Raw genomic sequence first — 22,779 nt, forward strand, 5'->3', positions numbered from 1 at the left:
CGTCCGGACAAACGCCGCCTGAACACCGCCCCCCGGTGCCCTCCTACGGGCAACAGTCCCCGGACCGCCAGCCAGCGGACCGTCTGCCACAGCAGCCCACCAACGAAAGCACCGCCGAAAACACCGGCGAGCCCCATACGCCATGGGCTCCGCCGATGCAGCAGCCTTGGGGTGCACGCCCGCAGTGGGGCAGCCAGCAGCCCGGGCCCAGCGTGCCCAGCCATGCCGGCCCATTCCAGCCAGGCGCCCACCAGCCCGGAGCCTTTCAGTCTGGCCCGTTCCAGCCCGGCCCGTTCCAGCCCGGCCCCTTCCAGCCAGGGCCGCCGCACCAGTGGGGTGCAGGCCCGAACCCCGCCATTCCTTATCCCATGTACGCGGCCCCGCCGAAGCCCGGTGTGGTGCCGCTGCGTCCGCTGATGTTCGGCGAAATCCTGGACGGCGCCTTCCAGACGATCCGGCGGAATCCCAAAGCGATGCTCGGGGCGGGCCTGCTGGCCCAGGCGCTGGGCGCCGTGATCGCCGGCGTCCTCCCGCTGGTCACCCCGGCCTCCGATGCTTCCGCGGAGGCCTGGCTGGCGAACCTCAGTACTTCCGAGATGACCGGCCTCTTCGCGGGCATGGCGGGCGGCTTTGCACTTTTCGGCCTGGTGACCGTGTTTATCTCCGTGGTCATGCAGGGGGCCATGGTGGTCCCGGTGGCCAGGTCCGTCCTCAACCGGCACACCGGGTTCCGGCAGATGTGGCTGCTGGCACGCGGCCGGGCCTGGGCACTGGTTCGCCTGGCCGGGATGGGAGTCGCAGCCGTGCTGCTGGCGATTGCCCTCATCGCGCTAGCCACCGCGCTGCTGGCCAATGCGATGGGGACGGGGTCGCTGGTCATAGTGCTTCCCCTGTTCCTGGCCTTCATGGCGGCGATGATCTGGGTGTCCGTCAAGCTCACGGTCGCACCTGCGGTCATTGTCGTCGAGGACGTGGGAGCGCTGGACGGCATCCGGCGTTCCTGGGCAGTCACCTGGGGAAGCTGGTGGCGGGTTCTCGGGATCGTCCTCGTGGTGTCGCTGCTCGTGGGCATCATTGCCCAGATCGTCCTCATCCCGGTCACCCTGCTCTCCGGTCTGCTTACCACCGTCGCCGGCCCCCAGGACCTGGCCAGCCAGGTGGCCACCGCGCAGGTGGTGGCCGGCGTGGCCACGGCTGTTGTGTCTGCCGCTGTCGGCGCGGTGGCGTTCGCCTTCCAGACGTCCGTCATGGCCTTGCTTTATGTGGATTTGCGGATGCGCAACGACGGACTGGACATCGCCCTCCTCCGGCTGCTGGAAACCGGGAACGACGACGGCGGCATCCCGGGCCGGGGCGTGCCGGTCTACAGCTCGGGCCGGAACGGCAGGGCTTCCGGGCCTTACGGAAATTCAGCAGGCTGGCCGCCGCCCCCGGGGCCGCCAACGATGCCGGGATGATCGCCGTCGGCCTCCTTCAGGGACTGCAGCGCGCCACGGGCCCGCTGCACCGAACCCTGGAGCCGCCGGTACAGCCTGACCGGGACGAAGCACGCCGCTGGGCGGCGGAAGAGCTCTCCAAACGCGAGTACCGGGAGGCGGCCCCGGGCTGGCTGGAAACGCTCTGGCAGCAGTTCCTCGACTGGCTGCAGTCCGTGACCGATGGCCAGTCCCCGGCCGATGGACCTCCGGTGGCGCCCTTCATCGGCCTGGGCATCGCCATCCTGGTGGGCGTGGCCATCATCCTGGCACGGCCCCGGCTGAATGCCCGCCGCCGCGCACCCAAGGAGGTCTTCGACGCCGAGGCAGCCGCGACCGCAGCCGACTACCGGAGTCTTGCCAAAGCGGCAGCCGCCCGCGGCGACTGGGCGGCCGCCGTCGTCGAACAGTTCCGCGCGCTCGTGCGTTCAGCCGAGGACCGGGCCGTCCTGGACCCCCAACCCGGCCGGACGGCCGACGAGGCGGCCGGACAGCTGACGCGCGCGTTTCCCTCAGCCGGCGACAGGCTCGACGCCGCTTCCCGTATCTTCGACGCTGTCCGCTACGGCAGCGGGGCCGCCGTCGCAGCCGACTATGAGGCGATGGTTGGGCTGGACGCAGCTCTGGAAGGGCTCACGCCTTCCTACGCCGAGGCCGCACCCGGGGGACTGGCGGTGCCGAGGTGACGCAGCTGCCCCGTACCGGACCCGGAGTTCCGGTGGCGGCCCGGCGCAGGAGAACCGGCTGGTTCCGCAGGCACCGGGCGGGAGTGCTGTTCGCCGTCGCCATGGCAGTTGCCCTCGCAGTGATCCTCGTCCTCCAGTCGGCGCAACGGGCTGACAACCAGGAACTGTCCGTCCGCAACCCCGGCCCGCAGGGGGCGAGGGCAGCAGCCCAGATCCTTGGCGCCCAAGGCGTCACCGTTGCACAGACGGCGTCGTTCGACGAAACCCTGGCAGCGGCGCGTGCGGCCGGCAGCAGCGGATCCGGCTCAACGGTCCTGGTCTACGACCAGCGCGGGTTCCTTGCGCCCGAACGGCTGCGCCGGCTGCTCGCCGAGACCGACCGGCTGGTGGTGGTCTCGCCGCGGCTGGCCACACTGACCGGCCTGGGCAGCAGCATCCGGCAGGCCGGGGTGGTGCCCGGTTCGGAGCGGACCCTCGAGCCCGGGTGTGCCGTTGCCGATGCCCAGGCCGCCGGTGACATCAGCCCTGACGGCGGCTTCCTCTACACCGGCGGTACCCTGTGCTACGGCCCCGCCCGCAGCGGGCGGGGCCTTTACGCCACGGCAGAGAACGGCAAGCTCGTAGTCATCGGGAGCACGGCCGTGCTCAGCAACCAGTTCCTGGCCGCCAACGGCAACGCCGCACTCACCCTGCGGACCCTGGGCAGCCAGCGACACCTCGTCTGGTACCTTCCCGGTCCCGGGGACCTGGCGGCCAACCCGGCACCGAAGACCCTGGCCGAACTGGCGCCGGCGTGGTCGCTGTTCGTGGCCCCGTGGCTGATTGTGGTGGCCCTGTTTGCCGTGCTGTGGCGCGGACGCCGCCTGGGCCCGCTGGTCTTCGAACCCCTGCCGGTGGTGGTGAAGTCCGCGGAAACAGCCGAGGGCAGGGCCAGGCTGTACCACGAGGCCCACGACGTTGCCCGGGCGGCGGACACCCTCCGTGCCGGCACCATCGTCCGGCTTGCCTCGACCCTGCGGGTGGGCACCGCAGCCGGGCTGGCTGACGTGGCCGGCTCTGACGTGGCTGCCGGCGCCGCCCGGCACCTGGGCCGCAATACCGCCGAAGTACAGCAGATCCTGCAACACCGTCCTGCAACCGAGGCCCAGCTTGTCCGCTGGGCCCAGGACCTTGTCCGACTAGAGAAAGAGGTAAAGGACAGATGAGCCACCAGCCAAACGGCCATGAGCAGGGCACCTACGGCGAGGCGCCGGTGGGCACCATGGCCGCTCCGCACGCGCCGGACCCGGTCCGGCAGGCGCTGCTGGATGTCCGGCACGAGGTGGCCAAGGCAGTTGTAGGCCAGGATTCCACGGTCACCGGCATGCTGATCGCCCTCCTGTCGCGCGGACATGTGTTGCTCGAAGGCGTGCCGGGCGTGGCCAAGACGCTGCTGGTCCGCGCCCTGTCCGCTGCCCTGAGCCTGGACACCAAGCGTGTGCAGTTCACCCCGGACCTCATGCCCGGCGACGTCACGGGGTCTTTGGTGTACGACGCCGCCAATTCAGAGTTCAGCTTCCGGGAAGGTCCCGTCTTCACCAACATGCTCCTGGCGGACGAAATCAACAGGACGCCGCCCAAGACCCAGGCCTCACTGCTGGAGGCGATGGAGGAACGCCAGGTGTCCGTCGACGGCGTGTCCCGCCGGCTGCCGGTGCCGTTCATCGTGGCGGCCACGCAAAACCCCGTGGAGTACGAGGGCACTTACCCCCTGCCCGAGGCCCAACTGGACCGCTTCCTCCTGAAGCTGACCATGCCGTTGCCGGACCGTGCGGCCGAAATCGAGGTGGTCCGCAGGCACGCCGCCGGCTTCGATCCCCGCGACCTCGCCGCGGCCGGTATCCGCCCGGTGGCGGGTGCCGACGAACTTGAACGGGCACGCCGGGCAGTGGCCGGCGTCGAAGTGTCGCCCGAGGTGCTGGGTTACATCGTGGACGTGGTCCGGGCCACGCGAGCCGCTCCGTCTTTCCAGCTTGGCGTCTCGCCGCGCGGGGCAACCGCGCTGCTGAACACCTCGCGGGCCTGGGCCTGGCTGTCGGGCCGGAACTTCGTCACCCCGGATGACGTCAAGGCTCTGGCCCAGCCGTGCCTGCGGCACCGTGTGGCGCTCCGGCCCGAAGCCCTGATGGACGGCGTCCAGGTGGACGACGTGCTGGGCAGCATCCTGGCCTCCGTACCGGTCCCCCGCTGATCCCGTGGCGATTTCCGGACGGCTGGTACTCCTGGCGGCGGCCGGGATGGTGCCGGTGCTGCTCTTTCCCGGCTGGCTGACCGTGCTCGCCGTGCTTCTGGTCCTTGGTGCCCTGGTCCTGCTGGACGTGCTGCTGGCTGCGGCACTGCAGCAGGTCTCGGTGGAAAGGTCGTCCCCCGCCAACGTCACGCTTGGAGGCACGGCGGATTCGGTGCTGACGCTGCGTAACAGCGGCAGGCGCAGGCTCAGGGCCGTGGTGCGTGACGCCTGGCAGCCTTCCGCCGGGGCGGAAAACCCGGTCCAGGCGGCGGAGGTTCCGGCTGGCGAACGGCGCCGTTTGAGCGTCAGGCTCAGGCCCGTCCGGCGTGGTGACCTCAGGGCGCCGCACATCACCGTCCGCTCCTTCGGGCCGCTCCGGCTGGGCGCCCGCCAGAAGACAGTGCACGTTCCCGGATCGCTGCGGGTGCTGCCGCCTTTCAATTCCCGGCGGCACCTGCCGTCAAAACTGCGCCGGTTGCGGGAACTCGACGGCAAGGCGGCAGTGCAGATCCGCGGCGCCGGAACAGAGTTCGATTCCCTGCGCGACTATGTCCGCGGCGATGATGTCCGTTCCATTGACTGGCGCGCAACGGCGAGGCGGTCCGCCGTCGTGGTGCGCACCTGGCGGCCGGAGCGCGACCGCCGCGTGGTGATCATGCTGGACACATCCCGGACCGCCGCTGCGCGTGTGGACGACGAACCCCGGCTGGACACCGGCATCGAGGCCGCACTGCTGCTGGGCGTCCTGGCCGAACGCGGCGGTGACCGCGTGGACTTCTTTGCCTTCGACCGCAGGATGCGCGCCCGGGCAGGCACGACGGCGGGCGGCAACCTGCTGGGTCAGCTGGTGCAGGCTGTGGCACCGCTGCAGGCAGAACTCATCGAGCTGGACTGGGCGCAGGTTCCTGCCCAGGTCCGTGCCGTCTCGGCGCACCGTTCCCTCGTGGTCCTACTAACCTCCCTGGACAGCGGCGCCCCGGAGGAAGGGCTCATCCCCATGGCGGCGCGACTCGCCCGGCAGCACGTAGTGGTCGTGGCCTCGGTCCGCGATCCGCTGCTTGGCGAGATGCTCCTGGACAGGACCACGGCGGCGCAGGTGTTCCGCGCGGCGGCCGCCGAACGCGCCCTCCTGGAGCGGGAAGCGGTGAGCGTCCAGCTCCGCCAGCTCGGCGTCGAAGTGGTGGACGCGGAACCGCACCAGCTGCCGCCGGCGCTGGCCGACGCCTACATACGGCTCAAGGCGGCGGGTCGGCTGTGAGTACCCGCCGGAAGACCGAATCACCAGATCAGATGCCAGGAGCCGCCGTGAACACCCCGATCTACCGCCAGGCTTTGGGAGCCGGCTTCCTCCGGTTGCAGCCGGAACTGCAGGAATACTTTTCGCTTGCCCCGGGTTCGGGCACCTTTGGCGTGGGCGAGGGCGTTTTCGACGTGGTGGGCTGCCGGCAGCGGTGGCTGCGGCCGATGCTGCGGCTGACCGCAGGCGAGCAGGCGTTCTTTCCGGAATACGGCGAGGGCGTCCCGTTCCGGATCGAAAACCACGCGCATCTCGATCCGTTCGGCCGCTCCAGCCTGACTGCCCGGCGGGAGATCTTCTTTCCCGGCAGGACCAGGATCTTCCAGGACACCACAAGTGCGGAAAAGGGCGGCGCGGGCACCCAGGCCCGCCTCGTGGACTACGTGGGCCGGTACCGCCGGCTGGTCACGGACCTCAACCTGGGAGTGACGGCCGAGGGCCGCCTTCGGGGAGTGTCCGAAGTATCCCGCCTGTTCCTTGGCCCACTCAGGTTGCCGCTGCCGGCGGCCGTTGACGCGAAAGCCTACGCGGAGCAGTGGTGGGACCCGGCGGCGGGGGAAGCCGGGCGTCACAGGATCCAGGTGAAGGTGATCCAGCCGCAGCTCGGCCTCGTCCTGGTTTATGCCGGCCACTTCGACTACCGGCTGGAACCCTATCCGTCCGGAAGCTCTTCTGCTGGCTTCCTTCCGGCGTATGCCAGGCCCGACCGCTGGGAGCGACGAAGCTAAGGAAGTGACCGCTTAGCAGCACCAGCCGGCTTCGCAGTACCGGCCCGATTACCCCAGCGCGAGCTGGTTCAGGCCGTCGGCAATCTGGGTAAGGCGGGTGAGGACCTCCGTTGCGGCGGCAGGGGACTGCCTTTCAAGGCCGCCCGACGGCGTGACCCGCACCGTACCGAGCGCCGCCAGCGGCAGGCCGAGCTGCTGCCACGGCCGCCGGACGGACTCCACAACCGCGGATGCCTTCGGCACGCCGCCCGGTTCGTCAGCCTGCAGCGCTCCGGCCCACAGCCGCTTGCCGGCTTCGAGCGCCTCCGCGAGCTGTTCCCACTGCCGGGTGGTCAGGGCGCGCAGCGGAACGGCGATGGCATCCGCGCCGGCAGAGAGGATCCTTTCGAACGGGGCCTCGATTTCCGGCACCGCAATGGCGATCTCGGCGGCGCCGGCCTCGCGGAGGGCGTCAATCACCACACGCCAGAGTTCCGTGACTTCCTGTCCGGCCACGGAGCGCAGCGTCCGGTACCCACTGGAGGTGGGAATGGTGCCTGCGAGGACGGAAGCTATGTCCGGTTCATCGAGCTGCACCACGAGCCTGGCCCCGGGAACGGCAGCGGACACCTTGGCCAGGTGCCCGCCAACCCCCGCGGCGAGGGAAGCGGCGATGTCGCGGCGGGCGCCATAGTCGATCAGCGCGCGCTCACCGTTGTGGAGGTGCAGTCCGGCAGCCAGGCTCAGGGGGCCCCGCAGCTGGACTTTGAATTCGTCAGCGGCACTGTCCTCTTCGCCCGCGATGTCGGCCAGGACGTTGATGTCCGTGGACAGTGCGGACCTTGCCCGCACCAGGTCGCGCCCGGGCCGGTCGACGATCCGCCAGCCGTGCGGCTGAACATCCACGGCCAGGTCCACCAGGAGTGAGGCGGTGCGGCCTATGGCGTCAGCACCGACGCCGCGGTCAGGCAGCTCGGCCAGAAAGGGCAGGTGCGGGCTGCCGAGCTCACCGCGGATAATGCGCGTGGCCTCCACGGGATCCTGGCCCGGCCACGGCCCCAGTGCGGTGGCCGTTGCCTGGGCCGGCAGCTGGATGTCTGCGTCCGGCACGGCTTAGGCGGTCAGCGGTGCTGAAGTGCTGGCCGCTCCGTTGGAAGTTCCACCGGCGGCGTTGTGGTCTTCGGCGATCGCCTCGTGGTGCCGGATCACCTCGCCGATGATGAAGTTCAGGAACTTCTCCGCGAACGCCGGGTCCAGCTGCGCGTCCTCGGCAAGGCGGCGGAGCCGGGCGATCTGCGCGGTTTCGCGTCCGGGATCCCCGGCCGGAAGCCGGTGGGCAGCCTTGAGGAAGCCCACTTTCTGCGTCGCCTTGAACCGCTCGGCCAGGAGGTATACGAGGGTTGCATCGATGTTGTCGATGCTCGACCGGATTGACAGCAGCTCCGCCATCACCGCAGGATCCACTTGCCCGGCCAGGGAGCTGGCGGCGGGATCGTAGGAGTCGGTGTCAGGCAGATCATGGTTTAGCTCGGTCATGGTTCAAGTCTATGGGCACCGCGGGACTCTCTGCCCGTGTTAAGGATGCCTGCAGAGAATGTAGTGTTCGCACATACCGATGAGGGAGGATGCAGATGAGGATCGCGGTTCTTGGTACCGGAATGGTGGGCAGGACCCTGGCGGGAAGACTCGTGGAGTCCGGGCACGACGTCGTTCTTGGGTCGCGGAGCGCCACCAACGAGGCTGCCGTGGGGTGGGCAGCAGAAGCGGGGCCGCGGGCCAAGGCCGCCACCTTCTTCGACGCGGCGGCGGAGGCCGAGGTGGTCATCAACGCGACGCCCGGAACTGTTTCGCTCGAAGTGCTGGCTGCAGCCAGCACGAAGAACCTCGCCGGCAAGGTGCTGATCGATGTGGCCAATCCGCTGGACCACTCGGCCGGCTTCCCGCCGTCGCTCTCCGTTTCCAACACCGACAGCCTGGCCGAAACCATCCAGCGGGCGTTTCCCACGGCCCGCGTGGTGAAGGCATTGAACACCATGCGCGCCGATGTCATGGTGGCCCCGGACCGGCTGGCGGGCGGGGATCATGACGTGTTCATGGCCGGGGACGACGAGGAGGCCAAGGAAGTGGCAGCCGGACTCCTGCGGGATTTCGGCTGGCGGCCCGAACACATCAGGGACCTGGGCCCGCTCGAGGCGGCACGGGGCCTGGAGATGTGGCTGCCGCTGTGGCTGCGGATTTTCCTGCAGCAGGGGAACAGCATGTTCAACATCAAGGTGGTCTCTGAATAGGGCAGCAGGCCCGTACCCCATTATTTCGCGAAAGGTGGGATACGGGCCTGCCGTGCAATGTCCGGGCTCGAAACGCATCTAGATGCCCAGCAGTGCGCGGTGGTCCTCGCGGCGTTTGGCCTGCTCGGTGGGATCCGGGACAGGCAGCGACGCGATCAGACGCTTCGTGTAGTCATGCTGCGGAGCACCCATGACGTGGTGGCCAATCCCCTGCTCAACGAGTTTGCCCTTGTACAGCACCCCGACCCAGTGCGACAGCATGTCCACCACCGCGAGGTCGTGGCTGATGAACAGCGCTGCGAACCCGAACTCCTGCTGGATTTCCCGGAAGAGCTCCAGCACTTTCGCCTGCACCGAAACGTCCAGCGCCGACGTCGGCTCATCGGCGATGAGCAGTTTCGGGTTAAGGATCAGCGCCCGCGCCAGGGAGGCGCGCTGGCGCTGCCCGCCGCTGAGCTCATGCGGGAAACGGTCAGCGTACGACGCCGGCAGCTGGACTGACTCCAGCAGCTCACCGACGCGTTTGCGCGCCTGTGCGGGTGACGGGTTGGTGTGGATGACCAGGGGTTCGGCGACGCAGTCGCCGATGGTCAGCTGCGGGTTGAAGGACGCCGCCGGGTCCTGGAAGACGAACCCGATCTCCTTCCGGAGAGGCTTGAAGCTCCGTTCCTTGAAGTTCAGCATCTCGTAGCCCAGCACGTTCAGGCTTCCGCCGGTGGTCCGGTTGAGGCCAGCGATGGCCCGGCCGATGGTCGTCTTACCCGATCCCGATTCGCCGACGAGTCCGAACACCTCGCCCTCGGACACCGTGAAGCTGACGCCGTCCACAGCCTTGAACGCGGGGCTGCCCAGCCGTCCGGGATATTCGATGGTGAGGCCCTTCGCCTCCACCAGGACCTTGCCGTCCTGGTGTGCCCGTTCCGTCATCCCTTCCGACGCCGAATGCCGGCCAAGGTGCGGCACGGCGGCCAGCAGCTTCCGGGTGTAGTCCTGCCGCGGCTCAGCGAAGAGGGATCTCGCAGAGGCCTCCTCGACGACGTCACCCCGGTACATCACCACCACGCGGTCCGCTAGGTCGGCTACCACGCCCATGTTGTGCGTGATCAGCACGATGGACGTCCCGTACTTGTCCCTCAGGTCCCGCAGGAGCTCGAGGATCTCCGCCTGTACGGTGACGTCCAGGGCGGTGGTGGGTTCGTCAGCCACGATCAGGCCGGGGTTCAGTGCGAGCGCAGCGGCGATGACCACGCGCTGTTTCTGGCCGCCGGAGAACTGATGGGGGTAGTAGTTGACGCGCGTTTCGGGGTCCGGGATGCCCACTTTGCGCAGGGCTTCGACGGCCCTGGCCTTCGCTTCCTTCGCCGTGACGCGCTTGCCGCCGTCCCGGGTTGCGTGGGCGAGGATCCCTTCGGCGATCTGCCAGCCGACCGTGAACACGGGGTTCAGTGCAGTGGACGGCTCCTGGAAGACCATGGCCACGTCCCGCCCCCGGATCTGGCGGAGCTTGCCGGGGCTGACGCTGATGACGTTGTTGCCGTTGATCAGCACCGCGCCGGAGCTGATGGCTGTTTCCGGCAGCAGGCCCAGGATGGTCTTGGCCGTCACGGTCTTGCCGGAGCCGGACTCGCCGACGATGGCCAGCACCTCCCCCGCCTTCACTTCAAGGCTCACGTCCTTGACGGCGTACACGTCCCCGGCGTCAGTGGCGAACGTGACCTTGAGGTGGTCAATGTCCAGCACGGGTTCGGTGCCGGCCGCGTGCCGGTCTGAAACCGATCCGAGATTAATGGTCATGAGCTTCTCACATCTGCTGAAATGGCTGCCTGGGCCGCCGCGGTGGTGTCCGGTCCGCCCTTATTCCCGGCGCGCTTGCGGCCGCGGAGGCGGGGATCGTTAAGGTCGTTGATGCTCTCCCCCACCAGCGTGAGGCCAAGGACTGTCCAGACGATGGCAAGGCCCGGGAACACACCGGTCCACCAGATGCCGGACGTGGTGTCCGCGAGTGCCTTGTTCAGGTCGAAGCCCCATTCGGCGGCAGATGAGGGTTCGATGCCGAAGCCCAGGAAGCCCAGGCCCGCCAGGGTCAGGATTGCCTCAGACGCATTCAGGGTAAAAATCAGCGGAAGGGTGCGGGTGGCATTGCGGTAGATGTGCCTGCCCATGATGCGGATGCTTGACGCGCCCACCACCTTCGCCGATTCGACGAAGGGTTCCGCCTTGAGCCTGATGGTCTCCGCCCTGATGACCCTGAAGTACTGCGGAATGAACACCACGGTGATGGAGATCGCCGCGGCGAGCACGCCGCCGAAGAGGCTGGACTCGCCCCCGCTGATGACGATGGCCATGACGATGGCCACCAGCAGGGACGGGAACGCGTAGATGGCATCTGCCACCACCACGAGGACGCGGTCGAGCCAGCCGCCGAGGTAGCCGCTCACCAGGCCGAGGATGACGCCGGCGAAAATGGACAGGACCACGGCCACCACGATCACGAGGATGGCGGTCTGGGAGCCCCAGATGACCCTGGACAGGACATCGTAGCCACCGACGGTGGTGCCCAGCGGATGCTTTCCGCCGGGGGGCTGCTGCGTGGGGAAACTGCCGTCAGCGTCGGACAGCTGCGCGAATCCGTAGGGGGCAAGGAGCGGCGCAAGGATGGCGGTCAGGAGGAAGACGCCGGTCAGGACGAGGCCCACTACGAGCATCCCGCGCTGGAGTCCGACGCTCTTGTTGAAGTGGGAGATGACGGGCAGCCGCTTGAACAGCGGCGCCCTGCGGTCTGTCGTGGCTTCCAGTGGAGTTGTGGTGCTCATGTCAGTACCTCACGCGGGGATCGATCAGCGCGGCCACGATGTCCACGATGAAGTTGGTGACGGCGACGATGACGGCGAGGAGCACCACGATGCCCTGGACCGCCACGAAGTCGCGGGCCGTCAGGTAGTTCGCCAGCTGGAAGCCCAGCCCCTTCCACTCGAAGGTGGTCTCGGTGAGCACGGCACCGCCCAGCATCACGGCGATCTGCAAGCCCATCACGGTGATGATGGGGATCAGTGCCGGCTTGTAGGCGTGCTTGGTGACCAGCCGGAATTCGCTGACGCCCCGTGAGCGTCCGGCCTCGATGTAGTCCCGGCCCAGGGTGCCGATGACGTTGGTGCGCACCAGCCGCAGGAAGATGCCTGCCGTCAGCAGGCCCAGGGCCGCGGCAGGCAGGACGGCATGCGCCATCACGTCGCCGAGAGCGGCCATGTTGCCGCTTCTGAGCGCGTCGAGCCAATAGATTCCTGTTGGCGCCTGCAGGCCGGTGAGGGCAAGTTCGCTGGAGGTTTTTGCCCGTCCCGCAACCGGGAGCCAGCCGAGCCACACCGCGAAGGTCAGCTTCAGCAGCATGCCGGCAAAGAACACGGGAGTGGCGTAGCAGAGGATGGCGAAGACACGCAGCACGGCGTCGGGAAGGTGGTCGCGCCGGTGCGCGGCGATCATCCCGAACGGGATGCCCACCAGCAGTGCGACGATCAGCGCATTGATGGTCAGTTCGAGGGTGGCTGAGCCGTAGGTGGTCAGCATCTCCGTGACTTTGCGGTTGTCGGAAAGCGTGGTTCCGAAGTTGCCCGTGACAAGCTGGCCCAGGTATTCGAAGTACTGCACGGGAAGCGGGCGGTCATAGCCGGCCGCATGGATCCGTTCCTGCAGCTGCTCCGGGGGCAGCCGGCCGCCCAGTGCCGCCGTGATGGGATCGCCGGTGATCCTCATGAGGAAGAACACCATGGTGACCAGAATGAAGATCGTGGGAAAGATCAGGAGGAACCTGATCAGAAGGTACTGGCCCAGTCCCCCGCCGGACTTCTTTTTCTTTGTCGGCAAAAGGCCGTCGGCGTCGCTTGGCGGCGCCTCGATGAGAGTTGTCATTACTGCCTGATTCTGTGTTTCCGGGTCCGTTGCGGCCTGGAATCGGCTGTTCACTGGCCAGCAGGAAGGCGGGACGCCCGGAAGGCGTCCCGCCTCCTTGGCTGGTCAGGACCTGATGGGGTGGAGTCCTACTTCGAGATCACTCCGAGGCGGGTTTTGAAGGAAGCGTCGAGCGTTTGCTCCACGCCCTTGATCTCTGCCCCCGCCACCATGAGCTGCGCGCCCTGCAGCAGCGGCAGGGTGGAGAGGTCCTTGGCGACGGCGGTCTGGGCCTCACCCAGCACCTTGTCGCGTTCGCCCTTGTCCACAGTGGTGAGCTGCTTGGTTACGAGGTCGGTGACAGCGGGGTTCTCATAGTGGTTCTTCAGGAAGTTGCCGGGAACGAAGAACGGCGTGAGGTAGTTGTCGGCGTCGGAATAGTCCGGGAACCAGCCGAGCTGGTAGACGGGGTAGGCATCGGCCGTCCGGGCCTTGGAATAGGTGACCCATTCGGTGGACTGGAGGTCTACCTTGAACAGGCCCGACTTTTCCAGCTGTTCCTTGATCATGGCGTACTCGTCACCTGACGACTTGCCGTAGTGGTCGGGGTTGTACTGCAGCTTGATGTTGACGCTGCCGGTGATGCCGGCGTCGGCAAAGGCCTTCTTTGCCTTGTCCAGGCTGGGCTTGCCGTTGCCGTCGCCGTACATTTCCTTGAGCGGCTGGATGGCGCCGTTGAAACCGTCCGGAACAACGGAGTAAGCGGGCAGGTAGGTGCCCTTGTAGACCTGGGCGGCGATGGCGTCGCGGTCCACGATGTTGGCCATCGCCTGGCGTACGGCGAGCGCCTTCTTGGCGTCGGCGTCGGCCGTCTTGGCACCGAATGGCATGGTGTCAAAGTTGAAGACAATGTAGCGAAGTTCGCCACCGGGGCCCTTGTGCACCTTGACCTTCGAGTCCTTTTCAAGGTCGGCGGCGTCGGTGGCGGTCAGGCTGCGGCCGGCGACGTCGATGTTGCCCTGCTGGACGTCCAGCTTCAGGTTGTTCGAGTCGGCGTAGTACTTGATGTTGGCGCCGTCGTTGGCGGGCTTGCCCAGGAGCCCCTGGTAGTCCGGGTTGGCTTTGAGGCTGACGAGCTCGTTCTTCTTGTAGCTCTCGATGGTGTACGGCCCGGCAAACGGCTTACCCTTGACGATCTCGTCATCGCTCAGGACCTTGTCCGCCGGGAAGACTTCTTCGTCCACGATCGGTCCGGAGTTGGCGGCCAGAACGCCGGGGAAGACCTGGTCGTTGCCTGCCTTGAGGGTGAAGACGACGGTTGAGTCGTCCTTGGCCTCCACGGACTTCAGGTTCGACAACAGTGCGGCCGGGCCGTTGGGGTCGGCGATCTTGACTACGCGGTCGATGGAGAACTTGACGTCGGAGGAGGTCAGCGCGTGGCCGTTGGCGAACTTGAGTCCTGGCTTGAGCTTGACGGTGTACTCAGTGGGGGTGGTGAACGACGCCAATTCGGCGATGTCCGGAACAGCGTCGGCACTGCCTGGCTTGGAGTTCATGAGGAACGGATAGACCTGGTTCATCACCATGAACGAGCCGGCGTCGTAGGAGCCGGCCGGGTCCAGGGTGACGACCTTGTCCGTGGTCCCGTAGGTGATCGTGCCTCCGCCGGCGCCGCCGGTGGATGTGCCGCCGCCACCGGAAGGGCCCGTGCAGGCCGTGAGTGCGAAAGCGGAAACGCCTGCCAGCGCGATAGCGCTCCGCAAGGCCCTCTGATTCTTTGCCATCTGTGAACTTTCTGTTCGATGAGTACGCGCGGGGTGCCCGATCTGACTCGTGTGCGGACAGCCCGCTGATGCCTCTGATTCAACCAGAAGGTTGCCCGGTGAAACATTGCATCGTGTGAGTTGAGACACAAAATTTATCAGATGGAATCGCGGCCTGCTGACCGAACGGTCGGAAACCGGGACATGGCAATAAAAAACGGCCGGCGGAATAATCCGCCGGCCGCTCTCGCTCCGGAAGCCGGAGCAGGGTTAAAGTTGTGCCCGCTGCAGGGACCGCGCAGCGTCGATAGTGGCCTGGCCGAGGACCCTGCTGCCCTGGTAGAGCACCACGGTCTGGCCTGGGGAAACACCGCGCAGGGGATCCGTCAGGGTGACCACGAGGCTGCCCCGCTCGATCCCGGCGTCATCGGCGATACGCTCCATGCGCGCAATGGCAGGTACGGGGTCACCGTGCGCGCGGACCTGCGCATGGCAGTCAAAGTCGGCGCCGGAGCTGACCTCAGCGATGGGCAGGCCGGCCCACGAAACCTTGATGCCGCGGATCTCATCGATGGCCAGCAGGGCCTCGGGCCCCACCACCACCTTGTTCTCCTTCGGCCGGATCTCCAGCACGAACCGCGGCTTGCCGTCCGCCGCGGGCCGGCCAAGCTTCAGCCCCCGCCGCTGCCCGACGGTGAACGCGTTCGCTCCGCCGTGTTCACCCACCTTGGCGCCGGTCTCATCCACGATGTCGCCCGTGGTCATGTCGATCTTTTCCGCGAGCCATCCGGCGGTGTCACCGTCCGGGATGAAGCAGATGTCGTGGCTGTCCGGCTTGTTGGCCACTGACAGCCCCCGCCGCTCCGCTTCCGCGCGCACTTCGGCCTTGGACGGGGTGTCAGCAAGCGGGAACATGGAATGCTTCAGCTGCTCGTGGGTGAGCACGCCCAGGACGTAGCTCTGGTCCTTGGCCCAGTCCGCGGCGCGGTGCAGTTCGCGGTTTCCATCGGCGTCCTCGATGACCTTGGCGTAGTGGCCCGTGCACACGGCATCGAACCCGAGGGCGATCGCCTTTTCGAGCAGGGCGGCAAACTTGATGCGCTCGTTGCAGCGCATGCAGGGGTTGGGGGTGCGGCCGGCGGCGTACTCGTCGATGAAGTCCTGGACCACATCCTCCTTGAACCGCTCGGAGAAATCCCATACGTAGTACGGAATCCCTAGGACGTCGCAGGCCCGCCAGGCATCGCGCGAATCTTCAATGGTGCAGCAGCCCCTGCTGCCGGTGCGCAGGGTGCCCGGCATCCTCGACAGCGCGAGGTGAACGCCGACGACGTCGTGCCCGGCCTCGACGGCGCGGGCGGCTGCGACGGCGGAGTCAACTCCGCCGCTCATGGCTGCTAGAACTCGCATTTTGGCTTTCTGTTGACACCGGTTGCCAAACTATTGTACTTGCCGCCGGAATCAGGGCCTAAATCTCCTTGACGGTTCCCGTCCACCCTTCTAAAGTCAGGAGTATCGTTTTTAGAACGCGGCCGGTGGCCTGCCGGCGGAATCGAGTAGCGCCATGACCCCTGAAAGCATCGTCATCGCCGGCGCCGGGCTGGCCGGAGCGACGGCGGCCCGCACCCTGCGGGCGGAAGGGTACGCGGGGAACATCACCATCGCGGGCGCCGAGCCGCACCCTCCCTATCTCCGGCCGCCGCTGTCCAAGGAATACCTGCTCGGCAAAGCCGGGGAGGACGCCGTCGAGATCGTGTCGGCGAGCTGGTACGCCGACAACAACGTCAGCCTCCGGCTGGACACTCCGGTCGCATCGATCGATCCCGGGGCACACACTGTCCGCTTCGCAGACGGGACAGTCCAGGGGTACGGGGCACTGCTGCTGGCGCCCGGCGCAACGCCGAGGACGCTGCCATTGAGTGGCGCGGAGCTGGACTGGGTCAGCACCTTCCGCACGCTCGATGACAGCCGCCGTCTCCGGGAACAGCTGGTATCCGGCGGCCGGAACGTGGTGCTCATCGGCTCCGGCTGGATCGGGATGGAGCTGGCCGCGGCGGCAAGTACCTACGGCAACGAGGTCACGCTGCTCGGGCTGGAGGACATCCCGCTTGCAGCGGCGATCGGACCGGACCTTGGCAGCTTCTTCCGCACCCTGCACGAGGACAACGGAGTCCGCTTCCGGCTTCCCGCCTCCGCCAGGGAGATCACCGGACAGGACGGAAAGGTGACGGGCGTGGTGACCGACGCCGGCGAGCATCTGCCCGCGGACATCGTGGTTATCGCTGTGGGCGTGGCCCCGGAAACTGCACTTGCCGCCGCTGCCGGACTGGAGATCCGCAACGGCATCGTCACTGACGCTTCGCTGCGCACCAGCGCTCCGGATATTTATGCCGCCGGCGACGCTGCCAATGCGCTGCATCCGTTCACCGGCGAACACCACCGCAGCGAACACTGGTCCAATGCCCTCAACGGCGGCAAGGTGGCGGCCAAGGCCATGCTGGGCCAGGACGTCGCCCTGGACATGGTTCCCTATTTCTACACCGACCAGTTCGACGTCAGCATGGAGTACTCCGGCTTCCCGTCCCTCGCAGCAAAGGCGGCCCCGGTCATCCGCGGCTCCCTCGACAGCAAGGAGTTCGTGGCGTTCTGGCAGCAGGACGGGTGCGTGGTGGCCGGCATGAGCGTCAACTGGCCGAGGTCCGCCAAACCGGGTGCCCAGAAGGTCATCAAGGCGCTCATCTCCGCCCGGGCCCAGGTGCCTGCCGGGCGGCTGGCCGACGCATCGGTTCCGCTCGATCAGCTGATGCCGGAACCCTGACGGGCAACAGTGGCAGCCGTCTGAATGGAGGATTCGTGTCCGGCCATGCCGGCCTGACGTGCCCGGGCATAGGCGCCGGGCAGGGCTGTGAGGAGCGCGTCCACGTCCGCTTCCGTCGACGGATGCCCCAGGGTGAAGCGCTGTGCGCCACGCGCGGTCTCCTCGTCCAAGCCCATGGCAAGGAGGACGTGCGACGGACGTGGGACGCCCGCCGTGCAGGCGGAACCGGTGGACGATTCGACGCCTGCGAGGTCAAGGAGGAACAACAGGGAGTCTCCCTCGCAGCCGGGGAACGTGAAATGGGCATTGCCGGGCAGCCGCCCTTCACCCTCCGGACCGCGCAAAACCGCGGCCGGAACGGTGTCACGGACCCCCGCGATGAGCCGGTCACGCAGCCCGGAAATGCGCGCGGCCTCGGCCTCGAGGTTCTTCGCGGCCGAGTCAGCAGCGGCGGCGAACGCCGCTATGGACGCGGTGTCGAGCGTGCCCGAGCGGACGTCGCGCTCCTGGCCGCCGCCATGCTGCACCGGCGTCAGCTTCACTGCACGCCCGAGAATGAGCGCGCCGACGCCCACCGGCCCGCCGATCTTGTGGCCTGAGATGGACATGGCATCCAGCCCGGAGGCCCGGAAATCCACGGGGACCGAGCCGAACGCCTGCACTGCGTCTGAATGCACCGGTACACCGGCGGCATGCACAAGCTCAACTACCCGGTGGATGGGCTGGATGCTCCCCACCTCGTTGTTGGCCCACATGACCGTCACCAGGGCAATGGACTCGGGCTCACGCTGCAGTTCCGCCTGCAGCGCTTCGAGGTCCAGGACGCCGTCCTCGTGGACGGGCAGCCACGCTACTTCCGCCCCTTCGTGGCGCTCCAGCCACTCAACGGTGTCCAGCACGGCATGGTGTTCGACGGCGGAACACAGGATCCGCCGCCGGCGCGGGTTTTCAGCCAGCCGGGACCAGTAGAGGCCCTTGACGGCCAGGTTGTCCGCTTCGGTGCCGCCAGAGGTAAAGATCACCTCCGAGGGATGGGCGCCTGCCGCGGCGGCGAGGGTTTCCCGCGCGTCCTCCACCGAGCGCCTCGCCCGGCGGCCTGAGCCGTGGAGTGACGAGGGGTTCCCGGTCCGGGACAGCTCGCGCGTCAGGGCAGCCAGGGCTTCGGCGGCGATGGGTGTGGTGGCGGCATGGTCCAGGTAAACAGGCACGCTTAAAGTCTAGACGCCGCAGAATATCGGGGGCCTAGCGATTCCGGACACCACCGCGTTTCAACCCCGGTCATGGCCTGATCCTGGCGCAGCAGCGCCCGGCCGCCCGGTCCTCCTCCACCTTCTCCTCCGGCACTCCGCAGGCAGCGGCGGCACCACTCAGGAACGCCCCGTTCATGGCGCATACGACGTCCGCGTGCCCGGCGGCGAGCCGGTGGAAAGGACAGTTCATCAGGATGATTCCGCCCTCGGCGTCCCGTTCCGGCATATAGCCAACGCCGCCGAGCAGATCATCCAAGGACACCCCGTCCCCGCCCAGGGAACGGCCCCGTGAGTAGGAGGCGCCAGTCAATGCCTCGCGCACCCCTCCCCCGCCGGACATGGAGGATTCGATTGCCGTGGCCAGCAACTCTCCGGCCAGGTCGTAGCTCCGGTCCGGAACCGACGCCCCCACCTCTTCCAGCGCGGGGCGGTACAGCTTCGCCGGCCGCCCCGACCCAGGGCCGGCCTTCGCGCCCAGCTTGCGGAACTCGACAGCGAGCAGCCCGTCGCGGACCAGCCTGTCCAGGTGGAAGGACGCTGTGGACCGGGGCATGTCCAGCGCAGCCGCAGCGTCGTCCCGACTCACAGCCGACGGCTGCCCGGCAACGTACTCAAAAAGGCGCCTCCTGCCGGCGTCACCCAGCGAGGCCAGGGCGGCCAGGCGCCCGGCCCAAGACAGAGCGGGCTTTGATTCGCGGTTCTCAGCTGGTCGGCTCATAGGTCCAGCGTAACTCTAAAATCAAGATCTGTTGCTAAAGAAAGCTGGCCGGTTCTAAAATCGAGCTATCTACTTTTAGAAAGGAGAGCGTCATGAAACCCACTGCACTCAAGGAGTCCGCGAGCATGCACACGCTCGCGGCGGATCCCGCCCGCCAGGCGTTCCTGCTCCTGCGCACCGTCTTTACCGTGGCACCCATCCTGTTCGGCCTGGACAAGTTCACCAACCTCTTGACCGATTGGACCGGCTACCTCGCCCCGATGGTTCCGGCTACCTTGCATCTGCCCGCGCAGACGGTGATGTACGCAGTCGGCGTCATCGAGATAGTTGCCGGAATCCTGGTGGCCCTCCGGCCGCGGATCGGTTCGCTGGTGGTGGCTGCCTGGCTCCTGGGGATCATCGTGAACCTGATCATCCTCGGAGCTTTCTACGACGTCGCGCTGCGCGACTTCGGCCTGTTCGTGGGTGCGCTGGCCCTCAACCGGTTGGCTACACCTGCAGCGCCCCATCAGTCCGGCGGAACCACCGTCAGCCACTGAGCAATGTCCGCCCGTGCGGCGGCGAGCGCCGCCGCCGTCGGGCACGACGCCGACACATAGACGGACGAGCCGGCCGCACCAAAAACCCGGGCCAGCACCGCGCTGGCCCTGCCGGCTGTCCGGCCTGTTGTTTTCGCCCCACGTTCCAGGACCAGCACGTCCACCGCCGGCCCGGGCTTGCCACCTTCACCGCCCCAGCGCAGCGACGCCGGCTTCAGGTAGGCGGGCAGGATGGTGGGGTCCAGATAGGCGAATAGCGCGGCCGTCGATGCCCTATCGTCAGCCGCCACCAGGGGCCACTGGTTCTGGCGGACCTCGGCCGCAACCTGGCAGCCGTCGGATTTTTGGTAGCGGCTTGCGCCGCCGGCGTTGCTGACCACCTGTTTCCACTGCGGCGCTTCGGCCAGATCCTCGGACAGCCCGACGGGAACACCGTGCGCGAGGGTCGCCCCCGCTGAAAAGGGCATGTCGCGGGCGGCCACCGCAGCGGAGTCGTGTCCGGGTGTGGTGGTCGGCGTGCCCGGCCCGCTGGTGAGAGGCGCAACGCTTGGCGCGGCCGGATCAGGAACACCCACGCTGCAACCGCCCAGAAGGGCAGCGGCTGCCACCACCACGCAGGCAAGGCGGGCCCCACTGCAAACTGTCCGAACTCCCATTCCGAAGAGTCTAGACGTCCCGCGTTTCTACCCGCGGGAACCGCCACCCCTGCTGCGGTCGTTGTTCCAGAAGACCGTCAAGACCGGCTTATATGCTTGGCACACCGGCCCGCGCATGCACGCCGGCAACAACGACCTAAGGACCATGCTTGACCAAGGGCAGCAGTTCCCACTACGAAGTGCTCCGGGTGGCGGTGACCGCGACGGAGAGGGAGATCAAGGTGGCCTACCGCAAGGCTGCCCGCGTTTCGCATCCCGATCACGGAGGCGACGCCGCGACGTTCCGCCAGGTCACCCTTGCGTACGAAACGCTCATCGATCCCCAGCGTCGGGCCGCCTATGACCGTTCCTACGCGGCCGGCCCGCGCAGGGGCCGCGCAGACGGTGACGAGGCGCACTTCGACGCCCCCGCTGCCGGCAGCCACGCCTCCGCGACGATCCATAAGCCGGGAACGCCCCGGAACACCGCCGGCGATGCTCCCGTCTACGTGCCGCCATTCGACACGCCCGGGGCCGTACCGCTCCTCCCGCCGGAGCTGGCCGGCCAGCAGATCCACGGCATGCCCCGGAAGCGGGGCATCTTCGGCGCTGAAGCCAGGATCCAGCGGGAGCTGCGCACGGTCCAGCTGATCAGCAGGCAGGTCCTGCCGGCGATCCCTGCGGCCCGTCTGATCAACGGGCTGCAGTCCCCGGCGGACAACAGCCACATTGACCACGCCCTGCTCTCGGGCTACCGGCTGGCGCTGATCGGCTCCATGCTGCTGCCCAAAGGGGCCTACGCGTGGGACGGAAACACGCTGAACCATGGCGGCAGGTCAATCGCCCCGCCGCAGCTGGCCCAGGTGGTCCGCCGGATGCAGGACATTTTTCCCGAGCTCAACGTGACCGGGTGGACGGTGGTCCACAGCCCGGACGGCAACCTCCACGAGCCCGTCATCGACCGCCACCGCCGCTCCCGGGGCGGCCCGGACATGGTCCAGGTGGTCAATGCCGCCGGCCTGGCCCGCGGGCTCAAGGATTTCCTGTCCTCCGGTCCGGCGCCGAACACCGTGAACGTCCCGGTGCTCGGGAGGCTGCTCAGGGGCATGCACTGAGGCTTGGCCGAAGAGCGCCGGTTGTGCCGACGCTAGGATGGAACCGTGTTCCGCATCCTCTTCCACACGCCTGAAATTCCCGGCAATACGGGCAACGCCATCCGTCTCGCCGCCATCACCGGCGCCGAACTCCACCTCGTGGAGCCATTGGGCTTCGATTTCTCCGATGCCAAGCTCCGCCGCGCCGGCCTGGACTACCACGACCTGGCTGTGGTCACCGTCCACCCCAACATCGAGGCCGCCTGGGAGGCGTTGCAGCCGGAGCGCGTCTTCGCCTTTACCTCCGACGGCGAGGTGTCCTACACAGACATCGCCTACCGGCCCGGGGATGTCCTGATGTTCGGCCCGGAGTCGGTGGGCCTGCCGGACACCCTGAAGCGCGATCCCCACGTCACCTCCCGGGTCCGCCTGCCCATGCTGCCGTCGCTGCGGTCCCTGAACCTGGCGAACGCGGCATCCATCGCCGTCTACGAGGCCTGGCGCCAGCAGGGTTTCACCGGCGCCCAGCTTTGAGCGCAGCCCGCCTGCGCTGCCACCCATCCAAGGCCGGTGCGGCGCCGAATCCCTCGTGAGCACATCAAAGGGCGTGCACATCCACAGGGGGTAAGGAGCGGCAGGTGAGAACACAACGGCCAGGCAACGCGGCGTTCCGTTTTGCCCGGCACGATGCTGCCGTGGCCGGAAACGGTGTGCAGCACCCGCCAGCGGGCGACCTATGCTTGAGAGTGATGGATACTCCCAACGCGCCGAACTTTGACGCCACCGCGCCGCCCGGCACCGCCGTCGACCTTAACCAGCAGCTGGCACAGCTGCTGGAGCGGATTGCCCAAGGCGATCAGGCGTCCTTCGCCGAGTTCTACCGCCTGACGTCACGGCGGGTATTCGGCATGGCGCGGCGGGTGCTGATCGACCCGGAGCTCAGCGAGGACACCGTCCAGGAGGTCTTCCTGCAGGTCTGGCAAAATGCAGCCCGGTTCGATCCAGCCAGCGGAAGCCCCCTGGCCTGGCTCATGACCATCTCGCACCGCCGGGCCGTGGACAAGGTCCGGTCCTCGCAGTCCGCGAGCGAGCGTGAGGCCAGGTACGGCGCCAACAGCCAGGACATCGACCACGATTCGGTGTCGGACGAGGTGGACAGCCGGCTCGAGGCCGAAGCCGTGGTGCGCTGCCTGGAGACCCTGACCGAGACGCAGCAGGAATCCGTGAGGCTCGCCTACTACGGCGGCCTCACCTACCGCGAAGTGGCAGAAAAGCTGAACGCGGCCATTCCGACCATCAAGTCCCGCATCCGCGACGGGCTTATCCGACTCAAGACCTGCCTGGGGGTGAGCTGA

22 protein-coding genes are annotated in these 22,779 nt (G+C 67.6%); 12 read left to right on the forward strand and 10 right to left on the reverse strand.

Translation table 11 applies throughout. From position 1 onward, the window contains the following. Positions 1–368 precede the first annotated feature (368 nt). The 6 genes from AC5RWD_RS03680 to AC5RWD_RS03705 are packed head-to-tail and all read left to right on the forward strand — an operon-like array spanning position 369 to position 6,455. Complete coding sequence (locus AC5RWD_RS03680) at positions 369–1,457, forward strand: DUF7847 domain-containing protein (RefSeq protein WP_494018744.1); 1,089 nt, start codon at positions 369–371, stop codon at positions 1,455–1,457. Further along, complete coding sequence (locus AC5RWD_RS03685) at positions 1,454–2,161, forward strand: DUF4129 domain-containing protein (protein WP_494018745.1); 708 nt, start codon at positions 1,454–1,456, stop codon at positions 2,159–2,161. Before AC5RWD_RS03680 ends, AC5RWD_RS03685 begins: the two co-directional genes overlap by 4 nt. Next, the gene (locus tag AC5RWD_RS03690; protein ID WP_494018746.1) at positions 2,158–3,366 is read left to right on the forward strand and encodes a DUF4350 domain-containing protein; all 1,209 of its coding nucleotides are present in this window, start codon (positions 2,158–2,160) and stop codon (positions 3,364–3,366) included. The genes AC5RWD_RS03685 and AC5RWD_RS03690 overlap by 4 nt, the downstream gene beginning before the upstream one ends. A 56-nt stretch (positions 3,367–3,422) precedes the next feature. Continuing rightward, a complete protein-coding gene (locus tag AC5RWD_RS03695) occupies positions 3,423–4,391 on the forward strand; it encodes an AAA family ATPase (protein WP_494018898.1) in 969 nt (322 codons plus the stop codon). Positions 4,392–4,395: 4 nt separating this feature from the next. Next, on the forward strand, positions 4,396–5,688 hold the full coding sequence (locus AC5RWD_RS03700) for a DUF58 domain-containing protein (protein ID WP_494018747.1): 1,293 nt from the start codon (positions 4,396–4,398) through the stop codon (positions 5,686–5,688). Positions 5,689–5,735: 47 nt separating this feature from the next. Beyond that, positions 5,736–6,455, forward strand: coding sequence for a DUF4166 domain-containing protein (locus AC5RWD_RS03705; RefSeq protein ID WP_494018748.1), 720 nt, complete (start codon positions 5,736–5,738; stop codon positions 6,453–6,455). 48 nt (positions 6,456–6,503) lie between these two features. Here AC5RWD_RS03705 and AC5RWD_RS03710 read toward each other — a convergent pair whose 3' ends face one another. Then, positions 6,504–7,544: a uroporphyrinogen decarboxylase/cobalamine-independent methonine synthase family protein gene (locus AC5RWD_RS03710; RefSeq protein ID WP_494018749.1), complete on the reverse strand. Its 1,041-nt coding sequence runs from the start codon at positions 7,542–7,544 to the stop codon at positions 6,504–6,506. Between the two features lie 3 nt (positions 7,545–7,547). Beyond that, positions 7,548–7,970 (reverse strand): chorismate mutase, encoded by a 423-nt coding sequence (locus AC5RWD_RS03715; RefSeq protein WP_494018750.1) that lies wholly within the window; start codon positions 7,968–7,970, stop codon positions 7,548–7,550. A 95-nt stretch (positions 7,971–8,065) separates the two neighbouring features. On the opposite strand from AC5RWD_RS03715, the gene AC5RWD_RS03720 reads away from it, so the two are divergent. After that, positions 8,066–8,722, forward strand: a complete 657-nt coding sequence (locus AC5RWD_RS03720; RefSeq protein WP_494018751.1) for an NADPH-dependent F420 reductase — start codon at positions 8,066–8,068, stop codon at positions 8,720–8,722. A 78-nt stretch (positions 8,723–8,800) separates the two neighbouring features. On the opposite strand, the gene AC5RWD_RS03725 is transcribed toward AC5RWD_RS03720, so the two are convergent. The 5 genes from AC5RWD_RS03725 to mnmA all read right to left on the reverse strand — a co-directional run bounded on the left by AC5RWD_RS03725 (position 8,801) and on the right by mnmA (position 15,780). Then, positions 8,801–10,516: an ABC transporter ATP-binding protein gene (locus AC5RWD_RS03725; RefSeq protein ID WP_494018752.1), complete on the reverse strand. Its 1,716-nt coding sequence runs from the start codon at positions 10,514–10,516 to the stop codon at positions 8,801–8,803. Continuing rightward, on the reverse strand, positions 10,513–11,535 hold the full coding sequence (locus AC5RWD_RS03730; protein WP_494018753.1) for an ABC transporter permease: 1,023 nt from the start codon (positions 11,533–11,535) through the stop codon (positions 10,513–10,515). Before AC5RWD_RS03730 ends, AC5RWD_RS03725 begins: the two co-directional genes overlap by 4 nt. Before the next feature lies 1 nt (position 11,536). After that, complete coding sequence (locus AC5RWD_RS03735) at positions 11,537–12,628, reverse strand: ABC transporter permease (RefSeq protein ID WP_494018754.1); 1,092 nt, start codon at positions 12,626–12,628, stop codon at positions 11,537–11,539. Between the two features lie 128 nt (positions 12,629–12,756). Beyond that, on the reverse strand, positions 12,757–14,391 hold the full coding sequence (locus tag AC5RWD_RS03740) for an ABC transporter substrate-binding protein (RefSeq protein WP_494018755.1): 1,635 nt from the start codon (positions 14,389–14,391) through the stop codon (positions 12,757–12,759). 249 nt (positions 14,392–14,640) lie between these two features. Then, a complete protein-coding gene (gene mnmA / locus AC5RWD_RS03745; protein WP_494018756.1) occupies positions 14,641–15,780 on the reverse strand; it encodes a tRNA 2-thiouridine(34) synthase MnmA in 1,140 nt (379 codons plus the stop codon). A gap of 154 nt (positions 15,781–15,934) precedes the next feature. On the opposite strand from mnmA, the gene AC5RWD_RS03750 reads away from it, so the two are divergent. Continuing rightward, complete coding sequence (locus AC5RWD_RS03750; protein WP_494018757.1) at positions 15,935–17,188, forward strand: NAD(P)/FAD-dependent oxidoreductase; 1,254 nt, start codon at positions 15,935–15,937, stop codon at positions 17,186–17,188. On the opposite strand, the gene AC5RWD_RS03755 is transcribed toward AC5RWD_RS03750, so the two are convergent. Next, a complete protein-coding gene (locus tag AC5RWD_RS03755; protein WP_494018758.1) occupies positions 17,167–18,396 on the reverse strand; it encodes a cysteine desulfurase family protein in 1,230 nt (409 codons plus the stop codon). The genes AC5RWD_RS03750 and AC5RWD_RS03755 overlap by 22 nt on opposite strands. Before the next feature lie 70 nt (positions 18,397–18,466). Then, on the reverse strand, positions 18,467–19,156 hold the full coding sequence (locus AC5RWD_RS03760) for a helix-turn-helix transcriptional regulator (RefSeq protein ID WP_494018759.1): 690 nt from the start codon (positions 19,154–19,156) through the stop codon (positions 18,467–18,469). 92 nt (positions 19,157–19,248) lie between these two features. Between AC5RWD_RS03760 and AC5RWD_RS03765 the strand changes: the two genes are divergently transcribed. After that, complete coding sequence (locus tag AC5RWD_RS03765; RefSeq protein WP_494018760.1) at positions 19,249–19,695, forward strand: hypothetical protein; 447 nt, start codon at positions 19,249–19,251, stop codon at positions 19,693–19,695. Here AC5RWD_RS03765 and AC5RWD_RS03770 read toward each other — a convergent pair. After that, the gene (locus AC5RWD_RS03770) at positions 19,665–20,351 is read right to left on the reverse strand and encodes a hypothetical protein (RefSeq protein ID WP_494018761.1); all 687 of its coding nucleotides are present in this window, start codon (positions 20,349–20,351) and stop codon (positions 19,665–19,667) included. The two genes, AC5RWD_RS03765 and AC5RWD_RS03770, sit on opposite strands and share 31 nt — an antisense overlap. Positions 20,352–20,500: 149 nt before the next feature. Here AC5RWD_RS03770 and AC5RWD_RS03775 point away from each other — a divergent pair, with 149 nt between their 5' ends. The 3 genes from AC5RWD_RS03775 to AC5RWD_RS03785 all read left to right on the forward strand — a co-directional run bounded on the left by AC5RWD_RS03775 (position 20,501) and on the right by AC5RWD_RS03785 (position 22,779). Beyond that, on the forward strand, positions 20,501–21,445 hold the full coding sequence (locus AC5RWD_RS03775) for a J domain-containing protein (protein WP_494018762.1): 945 nt from the start codon (positions 20,501–20,503) through the stop codon (positions 21,443–21,445). Between the two features lie 45 nt (positions 21,446–21,490). Next, positions 21,491–21,958 (forward strand): tRNA (cytidine(34)-2'-O)-methyltransferase, encoded by a 468-nt coding sequence (locus AC5RWD_RS03780; protein ID WP_494018763.1) that lies wholly within the window; start codon positions 21,491–21,493, stop codon positions 21,956–21,958. Between the two features lie 215 nt (positions 21,959–22,173). Beyond that, positions 22,174–22,779, forward strand: a complete 606-nt coding sequence (locus tag AC5RWD_RS03785) for a sigma-70 family RNA polymerase sigma factor (RefSeq protein WP_494018764.1) — start codon at positions 22,174–22,176, stop codon at positions 22,777–22,779.

Source organism: Arthrobacter sp. CMU6 (assembly GCF_059090205.1).

What these genes read in the sequence shown, in the direction of transcription:
- AC5RWD_RS03680 (WP_494018744.1), top strand. Translation starts at nt 369, where the DNA reads ATGTACGCGGCCCCGCCGAAGCCCGGTGTGGTGCCGCTGCGTCCGCTG.
- AC5RWD_RS03685 (WP_494018745.1), top strand. Translation starts at nt 1,454, where the DNA reads ATGATCGCCGTCGGCCTCCTTCAGGGACTGCAGCGCGCCACGGGCCCG.
- AC5RWD_RS03695 (WP_494018898.1), top strand. Translation starts at nt 3,423, where the DNA reads ATGGCCGCTCCGCACGCGCCGGACCCGGTCCGGCAGGCGCTGCTGGAT.
- AC5RWD_RS03715 (WP_494018750.1), bottom strand. Translation starts at nt 7,970, where the DNA reads ATGACCGAGCTAAACCATGATCTGCCTGACACCGACTCCTACGATCCC.
- AC5RWD_RS03720 (WP_494018751.1), top strand. Translation starts at nt 8,066, where the DNA reads ATGAGGATCGCGGTTCTTGGTACCGGAATGGTGGGCAGGACCCTGGCG.
- AC5RWD_RS03725 (WP_494018752.1), bottom strand. Translation starts at nt 10,516, where the DNA reads ATGACCATTAATCTCGGATCGGTTTCAGACCGGCACGCGGCCGGCACC.
- AC5RWD_RS03730 (WP_494018753.1), bottom strand. Translation starts at nt 11,535, where the DNA reads ATGAGCACCACAACTCCACTGGAAGCCACGACAGACCGCAGGGCGCCG.
- AC5RWD_RS03735 (WP_494018754.1), bottom strand. Translation starts at nt 12,628, where the DNA reads ATGACAACTCTCATCGAGGCGCCGCCAAGCGACGCCGACGGCCTTTTG.
- AC5RWD_RS03740 (WP_494018755.1), bottom strand. Translation starts at nt 14,391, where the DNA reads ATGGCAAAGAATCAGAGGGCCTTGCGGAGCGCTATCGCGCTGGCAGGC.
- mnmA (WP_494018756.1), bottom strand. Translation starts at nt 15,780, where the DNA reads ATGCGAGTTCTAGCAGCCATGAGCGGCGGAGTTGACTCCGCCGTCGCA.
- AC5RWD_RS03750 (WP_494018757.1), top strand. Translation starts at nt 15,935, where the DNA reads ATGACCCCTGAAAGCATCGTCATCGCCGGCGCCGGGCTGGCCGGAGCG.
- AC5RWD_RS03760 (WP_494018759.1), bottom strand. Translation starts at nt 19,156, where the DNA reads ATGAGCCGACCAGCTGAGAACCGCGAATCAAAGCCCGCTCTGTCTTGG.
- AC5RWD_RS03765 (WP_494018760.1), top strand. Translation starts at nt 19,249, where the DNA reads ATGAAACCCACTGCACTCAAGGAGTCCGCGAGCATGCACACGCTCGCG.
- AC5RWD_RS03770 (WP_494018761.1), bottom strand. Translation starts at nt 20,351, where the DNA reads ATGGGAGTTCGGACAGTTTGCAGTGGGGCCCGCCTTGCCTGCGTGGTG.
- AC5RWD_RS03785 (WP_494018764.1), top strand. Translation starts at nt 22,174, where the DNA reads ATGGATACTCCCAACGCGCCGAACTTTGACGCCACCGCGCCGCCCGGC.